The sequence below is a fragment of the Massilia sp. GCM10023247 genome (genome assembly GCF_042653325.1).
Taxonomy (GTDB): domain Bacteria; phylum Pseudomonadota; class Gammaproteobacteria; order Burkholderiales; family Burkholderiaceae_D; genus Telluria.
In genome coordinates this window covers 742,377-756,211 of the sequence record NZ_JBHSIB010000007.1, presented here as the reverse complement: position 1 = coordinate 756,211, position 13,835 = coordinate 742,377, and the positions used below count along the sequence as shown (strand labels likewise).

Annotated in this window: 11 protein-coding genes and 2 pseudogenes; 3 read left to right on the top strand and 10 right to left on the bottom strand. The window is 64.3% G+C overall.

Annotated elements, in window-relative coordinates:
• Positions 1-5 precede the first annotated feature (5 nt).
• From ACFPAH_RS06970 to ACFPAH_RS06950, 5 genes and pseudogenes are all read right to left on the bottom strand, one after another.
• Positions 6-290: pseudogene (locus ACFPAH_RS06970) on the bottom strand (tyrosine-type recombinase/integrase); the annotation flags it as partial.
• A gap of 158 nt (positions 291-448) precedes the next feature.
• Positions 449-1,042, bottom strand: a complete 594-nt coding sequence (locus ACFPAH_RS06965; RefSeq protein WP_379742649.1) for a TadE/TadG family type IV pilus assembly protein — start codon at positions 1,040-1,042, stop codon at positions 449-451.
• On the bottom strand, positions 1,029-1,526 hold the full coding sequence (locus ACFPAH_RS06960; RefSeq protein WP_379742646.1) for a TadE/TadG family type IV pilus assembly protein: 498 nt from the start codon (positions 1,524-1,526) through the stop codon (positions 1,029-1,031). Before ACFPAH_RS06960 ends, ACFPAH_RS06965 begins: the two co-directional genes overlap by 14 nt.
• Complete coding sequence (locus ACFPAH_RS06955) at positions 1,523-3,079, bottom strand: pilus assembly protein TadG-related protein (protein WP_379742643.1); 1,557 nt, start codon at positions 3,077-3,079, stop codon at positions 1,523-1,525. The genes ACFPAH_RS06960 and ACFPAH_RS06955 overlap by 4 nt, the downstream gene beginning before the upstream one ends.
• A gap of 158 nt (positions 3,080-3,237) precedes the next feature.
• The gene (locus tag ACFPAH_RS06950; protein WP_379742640.1) at positions 3,238-3,855 is read right to left on the bottom strand and encodes a hypothetical protein; all 618 of its coding nucleotides are present in this window, start codon (positions 3,853-3,855) and stop codon (positions 3,238-3,240) included.
• A 227-nt stretch (positions 3,856-4,082) separates the two neighbouring features.
• Here ACFPAH_RS06950 and ACFPAH_RS06945 point away from each other — a divergent pair.
• Positions 4,083-4,628 (top strand): annotated as a pseudogene (locus ACFPAH_RS06945) (IS3 family transposase); the annotation flags it as partial.
• 299 nt (positions 4,629-4,927) lie between these two features.
• Here the strand turns inward: ACFPAH_RS06945 and ACFPAH_RS06940 are convergent.
• Both ACFPAH_RS06940 and ACFPAH_RS06935 read right to left on the bottom strand, forming a co-directional pair.
• Complete coding sequence (locus ACFPAH_RS06940; RefSeq protein WP_379742637.1) at positions 4,928-6,010, bottom strand: HAF repeat-containing protein; 1,083 nt, start codon at positions 6,008-6,010, stop codon at positions 4,928-4,930.
• Positions 6,011-6,114: 104 nt separating this feature from the next.
• Positions 6,115-7,191 (bottom strand): HAF repeat-containing protein, encoded by a 1,077-nt coding sequence (locus tag ACFPAH_RS06935; protein ID WP_379742634.1) that lies wholly within the window; start codon positions 7,189-7,191, stop codon positions 6,115-6,117.
• A 501-nt stretch (positions 7,192-7,692) separates the two neighbouring features.
• Here ACFPAH_RS06935 and ACFPAH_RS06930 point away from each other — a divergent pair.
• Complete coding sequence (locus tag ACFPAH_RS06930) at positions 7,693-8,847, top strand: GGDEF domain-containing protein (RefSeq protein ID WP_379743016.1); 1,155 nt, start codon at positions 7,693-7,695, stop codon at positions 8,845-8,847.
• Between the two features lie 4 nt (positions 8,848-8,851).
• Here ACFPAH_RS06930 and ACFPAH_RS06925 read toward each other — a convergent pair whose 3' ends face one another.
• The gene (locus ACFPAH_RS06925; RefSeq protein ID WP_379742631.1) at positions 8,852-9,823 is read right to left on the bottom strand and encodes an MBL fold metallo-hydrolase; all 972 of its coding nucleotides are present in this window, start codon (positions 9,821-9,823) and stop codon (positions 8,852-8,854) included.
• 73 nt (positions 9,824-9,896) lie between these two features.
• Positions 9,897-10,277: a YbaN family protein gene (locus ACFPAH_RS06920; RefSeq protein WP_379742628.1), complete on the bottom strand. Its 381-nt coding sequence runs from the start codon at positions 10,275-10,277 to the stop codon at positions 9,897-9,899.
• A 225-nt stretch (positions 10,278-10,502) separates the two neighbouring features.
• Between ACFPAH_RS06920 and ACFPAH_RS06915 the strand changes: the two genes are divergently transcribed.
• Positions 10,503-12,467 (top strand): diguanylate cyclase domain-containing protein, encoded by a 1,965-nt coding sequence (locus ACFPAH_RS06915; RefSeq protein WP_379742625.1) that lies wholly within the window; start codon positions 10,503-10,505, stop codon positions 12,465-12,467.
• Between the two features lie 6 nt (positions 12,468-12,473).
• On the opposite strand, the gene ACFPAH_RS06910 is transcribed toward ACFPAH_RS06915, so the two are convergent.
• The gene (locus ACFPAH_RS06910) at positions 12,474-13,772 is read right to left on the bottom strand and encodes a cytochrome P450 (RefSeq protein WP_379742622.1); all 1,299 of its coding nucleotides are present in this window, start codon (positions 13,770-13,772) and stop codon (positions 12,474-12,476) included.
• Between the last annotated feature and the right edge of the window lie 63 nt (positions 13,773-13,835).

Genomic DNA, 13,835 nt, shown 5'->3' with positions numbered 1-13,835 from the left:
AGGGGTTACGGTGTTCCGTAGCCCCTTTTTTGTTCGCCCTGCAAATGGCACTGTGACGTAGTTGTGACGTGCAGCAGAGAATCGATCACGGCCGCGTTCCGCGCCATCTGCGCCGGCGCCAGGTGCGCATACCGCCGCACCATTTCCGCCGATTTCCAGCCGCCCATTTCCTGCAGGTCGTACAACGGTGTGCCGTGCTGTACCAGCCAGCTGGCCCAGGTGTGGCGCAGGTCGTGCCAGCGGAAATTATCGATCCCAGCGCGTACCAGCGCGCTTCGCAGCCGGACATCGCCTGCTGTGTAATGTCCCAGGATGGCCCCAGGAGGACTCCGTAACGGAAACGCGCTTATGCAAGAAATTGCGAAAGCTGCCTTTCGCAGCAGTCGCATCTGGCATCGGAAAGTAACGCTTGACGCACCCGGTATCGAGCGCGTCCGTGTACCATCTTTCAACCAGCTGGTGGCATGGTTCCTGGCACATATCCCAGGGACTCGACCGGCACAATGGTCGTTGCCCGGTGGAGTGGCACACGCATGTCGATTAAAGACAACAGCATCTGCACGGTTACCTTATCGCATTGGCCCGTGACGGCAGGATTACAGATGCTGGCCTGGACGAAACGAATACAGGTGGGCGCACGTGGATCGCTCATGCAGATCCGCCTGTTTGCAGCTGCGTCGGCGGGCCATGATCCTTCGGGTATCACAGACAAATCAGACCGCAGGTAATCCAGTCGGATATGTTCGTCCGTAACGGGATTCGCAAGCACGAGGCCACCTGGCGAGCTTCGGAAAATCGCGAATTGCCGTACCCTGGCAGTCGCGTCGGTATCACGGGGATAGACTTGCGCTGCTTCGGCGGCAGCCCTGCGTGTGACTTCATGAAGGGTGTTGAAGACGAACAGGAGGCGCGCCAATTCGATGATGCCGAAAGTCAACATAAAAAACATAAAGGCAAGCAGCGCAAACTCGATCGCTGCCGTGCCCGCCTGTGTCCTGAGTGGGCGCCAGGTGCTGCGCCGGGATAGGTTAGTTGCCAACATAGCGCATGGTCTGATCAGCGTTGATCTGCAAGCCATACCACCCGGTGTCGATGAACCCGGTGGGGTCGAACATTGCGATTGAAAACGTCACGCGGACAGCAGTGGGGGGGGTACCGGTTGCCAGACCACTGCCACAGATAATCGTGGCGTTACCCGAGACGTTACAAAACGTGTCAATTTTTGCAACTACTGACCCAGGGGAAATGTCCGCGATTTCCCGCATGACGATCTGTCGCGCGACTGCACCCGCACCCTCCGCCAACGCTGGTGTCATCATTTCGGCTACGGGCACAGTAGCAAGATAGCGGACGGCGTCCTGCGCCGCTTTCTGTGCCATCGTGTAATGCCAGAATATGCTTGCAGTGAAGAATCCCAGTGTAAGAAATGGTATGAAGATCGGCAAGAGTAACGCGAATTCAATGGCCGCCGCACCAGCCTGGCGTTTCGTTAATCTCTGGACTGTAGAGAAAGGGAAATTTTTCATGGGAAGAGCTCCACGTGACCTGGCATGGATTGCGGGGGAAGTAATCCGGCGAATTCGGCGATGAGACTGTTGTCAGTCGCTGGTACTGTCATAAAAAACTTCCCAATCGCAACGACGGTCGCCGGTGCGTTCGTGCCAGACGGCGCTGTTGGGTTGCAAGACAGGATTGGAATGTTCAGGAGCCGCCGATGCGGGATCGCCATGGGCCTGTTTGCTAGGCTCGGCGCCTGGTAATAGCCGCTGCCTGTGGTAGACGCACGATAGGGCACTGGAGGTGATGTTGGGTAATTTGATGAAGTAGGACCCGACGGGTATAGGGTAGGCCAGTCTGTAGGGGAAAACGTCGCATAGCCGCCGACGGGTTCGGGCGAATCCACCGGGGACGGCGCTCTGGCTGCTTTAGCGTATGCCCATAAGGGACCGTAAGCCCCAGGTGATGCCGGCGGCGTGGACAGCTCAAAGACGGGCTCGCTTTTGCCGCGGTCTGTCGTCGTTGCCACGGCCGGCGTGCCTTTGTCAGGTGTCATCCACTTGACGACACCGGCCTGGTCGTATGCATATGACTTGATATTGATGTCCGGCGCAGCCCCGCTCGAGGTGCAAGGCGTGCTTGCATAGGTGTCGAAACGCGTGTTGAGTGCAGCATGCAACGATGCAAGCGGCGATGCGTCGGGCAGTTCCGAGACACGGATCGTGTTGCCCGTTATCCGTTTTACCCACATGGAACCGCTGCAGACAAACGGTTCCAGCGCTGCAATACTGAAGCTTTGACTATTTGTACCGGGCTCAGAAACTGGGTTAATCGCGAAACGGATCGGTTTGGTGTTATTTGGGTTAAGCTTCATCAGGTCGTAGCTGATTCCGCGGCGAAACCCATATTGCACCAGCTCGGAGAGGTTGGGTCCGGAAGCGCTGGTTGCTGGACGCGCTGCTGCGGCGTCTGGCGACATGGCGCAGATCCCTATCGGGACTGTCTTCACCGAGGTCCTTCCGGCGATCGCACTGTCGCTGACCCGAACCGTCGCCAGGCTGCTGTCGAAAATACTGATGAGGAAGGTGCGTACTTCGCCAATAGCTGGATCGAGATCTGCAGTATCCACCCGGGCAAAAAAGAGGGCCGCCGCCTGGCCGTTTGCTGCTGTCGACGGGATCCAGCCTCCTGTGCGAGAGGAGGTGGTGCTGAAACTGAGAGCGTCATCCCGCCATGTAAAGGGGATGCCGTTACCATAATTCTGGTAGCGCAGATTTGCTACAGCAGCACTTGCTGCATTCCTCGCCGCAACAAGCCCAGCAGGAGTACCGTCGAGTTCGCGAGCAGCTGCCAGCGCGGCCGCCTTGGCTACTCCGTGAAGGTCAACTTTGCGGTTGTAGATTTGCCCTATATCCAAAGCGAGGCCCCAAAAGCCTATCATCACGATCAGTAATGGAACAGACATCACAGCAAAGGCGCCCTCCTGCCGGGTGCGCCTGATTTTGGCGATGCGCGACATTTTGGCTAATGAAGTCGCGTAATCGTTATGCTGCGTACGAGATGTGTTTTTCCCGAATGCCATACTTGCCTCATTATTGGGACTGTCAAAACGCTCGGTAGATCTGGCTTGAACAAAATGATCGTGGGGAGTCGGAATCTGACAAGGTTGAGCTTTGCAGACGCCACCCTATCGCCTGTGACTGGTTTCTCTATTTAGACCGCTGACTGTTGCAAGTGAGGCTAACCAGGGAAGTGGATTGGCGCAGGCTCTGTTTCAACAGCTTTCGCCGCCACATTCTTCTCGCGCTTGACGCGCTGTAGTTGTTCTGCCCTGAAAAGCAATGCACAGCAGGCGCACGACCAGAATGCCCAGGCTGCCAACGGAAGAAACATAGTCTCGATAAAGCGGTGCTCTATTGCAATAATGGATGCAAATCCGCCCATCGTGATCGCGCACGACACGGCGAAATGGTTACGGGTAAAAGACAAGCGAGCCCATGGGAAAAAAATGAAAGAAAGCGCGACAATACCGAGTAGAGTCAAACTTCCGCCCAGGACCAGGACGCCAAAAAACGCACCTAGGACATAAAGAAGGGCACATGACACCCCGCCCCAGCGGGATTCTGTCGCAGGACTCTTTTTTCGTTCTGCCGGGTTAATACGGTCAATTTCTGGACGAAGGGCGGAGCGCATAATAAGCGTCGCCCCAGGAATTGCCGCAAATATATGAAGCAAAAGTCCGGCACCCAATAAAACCAGCCACGCCTCAAAAAGCAACCAGCCTAAAAGCGAGTAGAGAAACGCTACGAATGACCAATATGGGCGACGCTTCACATTCTGAATGTTATCCGAGTCCATTAATGTCTTTCATTATTCGCACTGGGTAATTCTGCGTTCCCGCTGGGAAAATTTTATTGGATTGAGTGTGAAGTACAGTAGGCTCCGCTGCAATCAAAGTGTGTAACAACATTGATCGTAATCATCAAAAGCGACAACGCGCATGGGGTGCATAGCACTGTTGAGCGCGGGCTTGACTGCTATCCCCGGCCTCGTCATTGTGAATCGCCCCTCTACGGAGCCGGCACGTGTGGCGACAGCTGCGGCGCGAGGGAACGAACGTAGGCCGCTGCACCGTGGAGCGCATGATGCGCAAGGCTGGGCTACGTGGCGTGATGCGCGGCAGCGTGGTGCGCACGACGGCTGTCGGTGCGAAGGCGCCATGCTCGCTCGACCAGGTGAGCCGCCAGTTCAAGGCGCAGCGGCCAAACCAGCCGTGGGTCAGCGATTTAACGTACGTCTCGACGTGGCAGGTTTCGTCTATGTCGCCTTCGTAAGCGACGTCTTCACTCGGCGCATCGTCGATTGGCGCGTCAGCAACTCGATGCCGACCGCTTCGTCCTCGATGCACCGGAGCAGACGCTGCGCGCGCGCCAGCCAGGACGAAACGCGTGGTCCGCCATAGCGACAGCGGCTCGCAACAGGTATCGATAGAGTAGAGCGAGCGCCTGGCAGAAGCCGGCATCGAGCCGTCTGTGGGAGGCAAGAGCGACAATTACGATAACGCCTCGGCCGAGACCATTAACGGACTCTACAAGGCACTGATCCACTGCCGTGCGCCCTGGAAAGAGCGTGGCGGTTGCCTCACCCCGTGACATGCTGCGCTCCAGCTGGCCGTTCGTGGCGGTCGCGTAGCCGGTAGCGACCAAGCGTTTAACGACCGGCGCCGCAGCACCGGTCCGCAGCGCGAACGCAAAACGGGTTCCGCCGGGCTCATGGCGGATCTCCAGGGTCAGCGGTGCGCCGGCGAGTTCGCCGCGCAACTTGATGGAGGGCTCCTCGCGGTCGGTGGTGACCGGCTCGTACTTCGCTTCCGTGAAAGGTGCAAGTTCGCCGTCCTGCGCCATCTTGGGTATGGCTTCCGCGACATCACTTATTTCGCCGTCAACGCCTCCTCCTCATCCGCCTCGATCTGCGGCGCCGCCATCCCATGCGGCCGAATCAAATCCAGCCGCACCGTATAGGTCACGCCCTTGCGCTCGCCCCATGCCGCGATCTGCCCGGCATCGTTGATCGCGCGCGGGAAGCTGATGGTCCAGCCCGAGCGGCGGTCGATCAGGGCGTTCAGGCTTTCCATGCGGCGGCCGCGGTAGACGAAGGCGCCGTGCTGCTGGCTGGTGCCGACGACATGGCCGTGGTTGTTGATGCCTTCGCCGGTGCTGAACCTGTCCGCGGTGGGCGGGGCCGGGTCGATGTTGATCAGGCGGCCATTGCTGTATATGAAGGCGACCTGGTTGTGGAAGCCGGGCACGGCCATGGAACCGGTGACTTGGCCGCGGTCGTTGATGTCCATGCCGACGTTCGGGGTCGCGCCGAAATCGCCGAGGTCGCGCATCACGCCTTGCGACCAGAGGAAGGCGCGGAAGGGCTGTTCGGGGAAGAACAGCGAGCCGGACTCGCCCGTGATCTGGTTGCGGTTGTTCAGCGCCTGGGCGATCGTGACCGGGTTTTCGGCCGGCACGGTGCCGATGTCCCAGGCCTTGCCGTTGGGGGCGCGCAGGAAGCTGCGCGGGCTCGGGGCGAGCGGATCGGCTGGGTTGACCAGCGCGATCGTATAGCCGGCATTGTTGATGTCCACGAAGATGGTGCGACGGCCCTGGATCATGCCGATGTCGCGCTGCCTGCCGTTGGCGTAGATATAGCCGCGCGGCCCACCGTCTTTCGTCGTCCAGTTGCCCACCACTTCGCCCTTGTCGTTGATGCCGCGGGCGTCGCTCGAGGTGCCCAGTCCGCGGAGGACGATATAGCCTTTGCCGTGGCTGACGAAGCCGCGGGTGATGTTCGAGCCGGTCGGGAAGAAGCCGATGACGGTGCCGGCATTGTTGATGTCGGTCGGCTGGCTGTTGGCGGGGCCGACGATGGTGACCCTGTATTCCGGGTTGCTGGCGGGGGCCGCATGGGCCAGGCCCATGGTCAGCGACAGCAGGAGCAGGGAAACACGTTGATGCGTTTGCATAACAATCTCCAGGAATGGACGGCGGCTGGGCAAGGCGATGGCCGCCCGCCGCCGGGTGCGGCCCGCCAGGGCCAGGTTTGAAGGCGCACTACGCCGGTTCCTCGCTACTGCGTCACCTGCGCGTCATCGAGCTGGGGCGCCCCCAGGGCATGCGGCCGGATCAGGTCGAGCCGTACCGCGTAGCCGACCCCGTTGCGAAACCCGTTCGCCGCAATCTGTCCGGCGTCGTTGATCGCCCGCGGGAAGGTGATGTTCCAGCCCGACCTGCGGTCGATCAGCGAGTTCAGGCTCTCCATGCGCCTGCCGCGCCAGATGAAGGCGCCTATCTGGTTTGCGCTGCCGACGGCATGGCCGTGGTTGTTGATGGCATCGGCGGAGCTGAAGCGGTAGCTGCTGGCAGGGCGCGTGTCGATGAGAAGCGGGCGGCCGTGGGTCCAGACGGTCGCCAACGCCTCGCGGAAGGTGGCCGTCGACGTGTAGCCGGCGACTTGTCCGCGGTCGTTGATGTCCAGGCCATAGTTGGGCGTGTAGCCGAAGTCGCCCAGCTGGCGCATCACGCCATTGGTCCAGACGAACGCGTAGAACGGGATTTCGGGAAGGATGAACGTTCCCGACTCGCCCGTGACCTGGTTCCGGTTGTTGAGTGCTTCCGGCTGGGTGATCGGGTTCGGGTAGGGCAGCGCGCCGATGGCCCGGTAGGTGCCGTTCGGCGCGCGCAGGTAGGGAACGGCATTGCCCGCGGGGGCTGTTGGCGGCGGGCCGCTCGACGCCAGGATATACCCGGCATTGTTGATGTCCACGTAGCTGGTGGGGCGGCCGCCGACGCCGTTGAGCTGGCGGAAGCTGCCGCGGTCATACACGTAGCCGCGCAGCTGGCCATTGGTGGTGGTCACGTTGCCGAGCACCTGGCCCTTGTCGTTGATGGCCACCGCCACGTTCGACCTGCCGCCCAGCCGGCCCAGGTTGACCGGGCCCCTGCCGTAATTGACGAAGCTGCTGTAGGAGTCGGGACCGAGCCGGGTGATGCCGACCACGGCGCCGGCCTGGTTCATGTCGGTCGGCTGGCTGTTGGCGGGGCCGACGATGGTGACCCGGTACTCCGGGTAGCTTGCCGGGGCCGCATGGGCCAGGCCCATGGTCAGCGACAGCAGGAGCAGGGAAACACGTTGATGCGCTTGCATGACAATCTCCAGAGGTTGTCGACGGCCGGGCAAGGCGATGGCCGCCCGCCGCCGGATGAGCCTGCCACCAGGGCTGGTTTGACAGCGCAGCGGGCCGGCATGAGAAGCACTCAAGCTTGCGCGCCGAACAATAATCTCCTTAAGAAACAAGGGCTTGCACCATGAGGGCCGGCCCTCGTGCATGACGGTACGCCGCCGCTGGCGGGCAGGTTTGGCGCCGCACAATGCAAGCCGGGTAATGCGGGCAGCGCATGCCGAATCGATCAGCAAGCGCCGGGATCGGGTTGGCGCTCAGAAAGAGGAGGGGAGTTGGCGGGCAGGACGGGCGCCGGCCGGCAGCGTGCGCCTCAGCGTGCCGGTCGAGCTGGGCTTGAACCGTTGCTGGGCTTTACATTATTTCCAAAAACCACTGCTTTGGTGACACTCGGTGAGTTTTTCGCGCGGATCTGCTGTCACAATGCGCTTTCGATCAGTTCCGCACGACGCACCGACTTGAATACCATGGACATCGACTCGCGCAGCGGCGAGTTCCTGCACCCATCGACGGAAGCTTCCTTCCTCGAGCACAAGCTGGCACAGACCCGGGCACTGCTGGGCTTTACGCTGAGCTTCTGTACCGTCTTCTACCTCGGCTTTTTCGTGACCGACCTGGCGGCGCTCGGCTGGGGCCCCACGGCCCTGTCCCTGTTCGGCGCGCGTGTGCTGGTGGCGCTGACCGCCGGCACCTGCGCCTGGCTGGCCTATCGGCGGCCGCTGTCGGTGCGCGCCACGCGGCAGGCGGCCACGATCGCGGAATGTACGGCGCTCGGCTGCTTCATGTTCATCGCCAGCCAGCGTCCGGCCGAATTCCACTGGCATGCGATGTCGCTGGCGATCATGCTGGTGGTCGTCTACCTGTACATTCCGAACCGCCTGTGGCACTCCCTGGCGATCGCCGTGCTGACGACGGCCGGCCTGGTCCTGCTGGCCGGGCGGTACGGCCGCTTGTCGTTTACCGACACCCTGACCATGGGCATGCTGCTGGTGCTGGTCAACACCTTCGGCTTCCTGGCGGCGCGCCGCTTCAATCACGTGTCGCGCGAGGAGTTCCGTTCGCACACGGTCCTGAAACACGCCGCCGAGCGCGACCACCTGACCGGCTGCTTCAATCGCCGCTACCTGCACTACCGGCTGATGGACGAGCAGGGGCCTGCGGACGGCCACGCCACGCCCTGGCTGACCGTGGTCCTGTGCGACATCGACCATTTCAAGCACATCAACGATACCCATGGCCACGGCAACGGCGACATCGTGCTGCGCGAGTTTGCGCACATGCTGCAGGCGGCCACGCAAGAGCCGGTCGAGAGCGTGGTGCGCTACGGGGGCGAGGAATTCCTGCTGGTGCTGCCCGGCACCGACCTGGGCGGGGGCGTGCGCCTGGCGGAGCGCCTGCGCACCCGGTTCGCCGCGACCGAGGTGGTGGCCAGCGACGGCGCGACCCGGCTGCACGCCACGGCCAGCTTCGGCGTGGCCAGCGTCGACCTGCAACAGGCCGGGTGCGCGGACCCCTTGCAGGAGGCGATCGCCGCAGCCGACGAGCTGATGTACCAGGCCAAACGCAACGGGCGCAACCGGGTCGAATACCGGCAGCCCGGCGCTCTCGCCAGGACCGGCTGAACCCTCAGTCGGGCGGCGTCACCACCGCCAGCCGGCCGTCCTTGTCGAGGCTGAACCTGCGCAGGTCGGTGGCAAGGAACAGGCTGCCCGCGTACACGGCGCGCGCCTCGTCTTCGAGCTGCGTCATCGACAGCGGGCCGTCGCCTTCCTGGTAGCGCGGGCTGAAATGGGTCAGCACCAGGTTCGGGATGCCGGCCTCCTCGGCAAAGGCGGCCGTGGCGCGCGCCGAGCTGTGCTGCGCACCGGGCCCGACCCGCTGCAATACCTCTTCCGTATAAGTCGCCTCATGCACCAGCACCTGCGCGCCCGCGGCCTGCGCGTGGAGCAGGGCGGGCGTGTCGTTGTCGCCGGCCACGATGATCTTGCGCCGCGCGCGGGTGGGCAGGATGTAGTCGCTGCTGCGCGCGACCCGGCAGTCCGGCAGGTGATAGTCCTCGCCGCGCTGGAGCTGGCCCCAGCCGGGGCCGGAGGGCACGCCGTCGCGCTCGAGCTTGGCCCGGTCGAGCTTGCGCTCGATGGCTTTTTCGGTGAAGGCGAAGGCAAACGAGGGCACGCGGTGCGACAGCTCGGCCGCCTCGACGATCACGTCGGGCAGGGTGTCGCAGCGCCAGCCGTGCGCGACATGGGCGAACTCGAGCGCGTAGGGCAGGCGCAGCTCGGTGCTCTCCATCACGCCGCGCACAAAACGCTCGACCGCCGGCGGCCCCGCGATCAGCAAGGGCTCGGTGCGGTTCAGCAGGCCGGCGCTGGCCAGCAGTCCCGGCAGGCCGTAGCAGTGGTCGCCATGGATGTGGGTGATGAAGATGGCGCGCAAGCCCATCGGCGAAAAATTCGTGCGCAGGATGCGGTGCTGGGTGCCTTCGCCGCAATCGACCAGGTACCAATGCTTCGCCCCGCTGGTGCGCAGTGCGAGTCCGGAGACGTTGCGGGTCCGGCTGGGCGTGCCGGAGGAGGTGCCCAGGAACTGGAATTCCATGGTGGGAGCAGGTCGTGGCGATGCCTGCGATTATGGCTGAAAGGCGCCAGCCCGGCCGCCGCTTTGTGGCGGTTTAGTGCGGGTCCTTGCCGGCCCGGCGCAGCGTCGGCAGGAAGCAGCACAGGTACACGGTGACGGCGCAGCCGGTCGCCAGCAGGGCGATGCGCAGGCCGAGGTGCTCGAAGCGCAGGCAGGAATACGCGAGCGAGGCCCACATCATCGCCAGCGCGACGATCTTGGCCCGTAGCGGAATCCCGTTGCCGGCCTCGACATTGCGCAGGTAGACCCCGAACACCCGGTGCTGCAGCAGCCATCCGTGCAGGCGGGTGGAACCGCGCGCGAAACAAGCCGACGCGAGCAGCAGGAAGGGCGTGGTCGGCAGCAGTGGCAGGAACAGGCCGATGATACCCAGCAGCAGCGCGAGGATGCCGGCAATGGTGAGCAGGGTTTTCATCGGCGACGTCATCATTGCGCCATTATGCCGAAAACGCGGGCTTGAAAGAAAATTTCATTTGGTTAAATAATATGAAACAATATTTCACCTTGTGCGCTGCGGGAAAAGTTGATGTTTATGAACAACAGAGCAAGGCATTTTCTTGCTGTCAATATAATTGCCCAGTAGAATTTACGGCCTGAATTCCCTTACCCGAACCGGCATCGCTCGCGCCGGAAGCCCGCCATGCCGCTCCAGACCTTGCAATCCCTCCGCGCCGCCGGGGCAGCCGGGGCGTATTTTCGCCCCAGCGTACTGCTGCGGCTGGCCATGTTCCTGGTGGTGGCCTTGCCCCTGGTCTGGCTGCTGGTCGCCCGCGAGCGCGGCCAGCTGGGCGACATCACGCGCGACGAAAGCCAGCGCAACGTCCAGAACCTGGCCCATGCCTTTGCCGAGGAAATCCGCTCGAGCATGGCCACCATCGACCTGTCGCTGAGCCAGCTGCGCCTGAGCTGGCTGCGCAGTCCGGGTGAGCTCGGCACCATCGTCTCCGAACTGAACAGCCACCTGCACGGCACGCTGCAGATGAATATCGCGGTCACCGACGTCCAGGGGCGTCTCGTATTTTCCAGCCTGCCCGGCGTCGCCCCGGGTGTCGACCTGAGCGACCGCAAGCACGTACGGGCCCACCTCGACGGCCCGACGGTCGACCGCCTGTTCATCGGCCGCCCGCACAGGGCGCGGCTCTCCGGACGCTGGGCAGTGCATTTCTCGCGGCCGATCTTCGACAAGGAGGGCCAGTTGGTGGGGGTGCTCATCGCCGGCGTCGATCCGGCCTATTTCTCGCGCTTCTACAACAGCGTCGACCTCGGCAGGAACGCATCGATCGCCCTGATCGGCGACCAGGGGATCGTCATCGCCCGCACCACGCGCGACCTCAGCTTGCGCGACAGCGGCAAGCAGCTGGTAGGCTTTCCGTATCAGCCCGGCAGCGGCAGCCACGGCGTGTTCCAGCGCTCCAGCCGGCTCGACGGCATCGAGCGCTTCTATGGCTGGCGCGCCCTGCCCGAATACGGGCTGACGGTGACGGTGGGGCAGGCGGTGCAGGACGCCCATGCACGCGATGCGCGGCAAAAGGAAATGCTGATGTATACGGGCCTGGCGGTGTCGCTGGTGCTGGCGCTGGTCGGCTGGACCGCGCTCGCCGCGGCCGACAACCGGCACCGCGGCGTGGCCTCGCTGGCCGCCGCCGAAGCGCGCTGGCAGCTGGCGCTGAACGCGGCCGGCGAGGGCGTCTGGGATTACAGTTTCCGCACCGGCATGATCACCTTGTCCCCCAGCGCCCAGGGCATCGTCGACGCGGGCGGCACGCTGCTGCCTTTCGACCGCAGCGCCTTTGCCGCCATGGCCCACCCGGCAGACAGCGACGCGGTGCTGCATGCGCTCGATGCCCACCTGGACGGCAGCACGCCCGACTTCACGGCCCAGTGCCGCACGCGCCTGGGCAACGGCAACTGGCGCTGGATCCTGGTGCGCGGCCAGGTCGCCGAGCGCGACACCGGCGGGCTGCCGCTGCGCATCGTCGGCACCGTGGCCGACATCGACGCCAGGAAGCTGCAGGAAGAGCAGATCCGCCACCAGGCCTACCACGACATGCTGACCGGCCTGCCGAACCGCCTGCTGTTCGGCGACCGCCTGCAGCAGGCCTTGCTGGCGTCCCAGCGCGAAGGCTGCAAGCTGGGCCTCATTTTCTTCGACCTCGACAAGTTCAAGCCCGTCAACGACACCTATGGTCACGCCGTCGGCGACATCCTGCTGCAGCAGGTGGCCACGCGCCTGCGCGCGACGCTGCGCGCATCGGACACGCTGGCGCGGGTCGGCGGCGACGAATTCGTCGTGCTGCTGCCGCGCGTGGCCGACAGCGGCGACGCCAGGAAAGTCGCCGAGGACATCCTGCGCGAGCTGAACCGGCCATTCATCACCGAAGGCTTCACCCTGCATATCTCGGCCAGCCTCGGCGTGGCCGTCGCGCCGGACTGCGGCGCGGATGCCGATACCCTGCTGCGCTGCGCCGACGGCGCGATGTACCAGGCCAAGCAGCGCGGCCGCGGCCGGGTCGCCGAGTGCACGGCGGAGTCGCTGCTGGCCGCTCCATGCCGGGACCGGGAATGCAGCCCTCCCGCGCGCCAGGCCGAGCATAGCGAGGCCTGAACGGCGTCAGGCGCGCGGGGCAGTTCCGGGCTTCCTCATCGCCTCGAGCACCAGGCCGCTGGCCGGCAGGGCCGGCATGTGCGCCAGGCTGACCGTGACGTCCTGCTCCGGCACGTCGTAGTCGATTTCCGTGGTCAGGAGGCGCAGCGCCGACTTGGTCAGTTCGACCGTCAGCATCTCGCCGGGACAGCGGTGGCCGTGGGCATAGTCGCCGCCGCCCTGCGGGATCAGGCCGAAGCCGCTGTCCTTCCAGTTGTCGAAACGCTCAGGGCGGAACACCTCGCCGTCGCTCCAGGTGCCCGGATGGCGATTCGTGCCGTACATGTCGAGCAGCACCCAATCGCCCTTGTCGAAGCGCAGCCCGTTCCACTCGAAGGCTTCGAGGGCGCGTCCGCCGACGGCCGGGAAGAACGGGTAGTAGCGCCGCACCTCCTGCACGAACATCTCCATGTCGGCCTCGTTGCCGGCGGCCAGCCGCGCGCGCCATTCCGGATGGCCGTGCAGCGCCAGCGCGCCGAAGACGATGTAGCGCGCCACCGCCACCACCGGGCGCAGCACGTTGATCAGCTCCACTGCCGCCTGTTCGGTCGAGAGCACCTCGCCGTCGGCGTCGAGGTGGAAGGCGATCACGGCGAGCGGGCTGTTGGGATCGACCTCGCGTCCCATGCGCACCGCCTGGATATGGGCGCGCGCCCACGCCTCGGTATGGCGGCGCAGCGAAGATCCCATCCAGTTGCGCGGGCCGACGGCGCCGGCGCCCTCGATCATGGCCGAGAATTCGGCGGTACGCAGCACTTCCTCCTCGACACTGGCGAGCGGCACCCCGGCCCAGGCGCAGGCGGCGCGGCACAGCACGGCCTGCGCTTCCTGGACCAGGACCACGCGGCGCAGGCGCGGCCAGCGTTCGAAGCGGGCGCGCCATTCGGTCTCGGCCAGCGCCACCAGGCGCGCGCGGCTGGCGGGCGTCTGCAGCGACAGCATCATCGCCTTGCGCACCTCGTGCATCTCGCCGTCGAGCACCTGGGCGCTGCCCGGGCCCTGCAGCAGGCCCAGGGTGGTGGGCGGGATCGCGTGCCGGCGCGTAAACCGGCCCGGCTGGTAGAACATGCGCGCGGCCGCTTCGCCGCGCACGCAGACCACGCGGCGCATCATCAGGCGCGTGGTAAAGATGTCGGAACCGAGCGCATCGCAGCGGTCGCCGATGAAGCGGTAGCCTTCGCTCAAGAGCGCAACCGTGTTGTCGAAGCCGGGGGCCTGGGGGACGGCCTGGTGGACGGACAAGGCGGGGGCGTGGGGCACGGTCATGGTGGTCTCCTTTTCACCCGAGTGTGCCAGAGCCCGCGTGCGCGCTATGTGCGCTGACGCTCG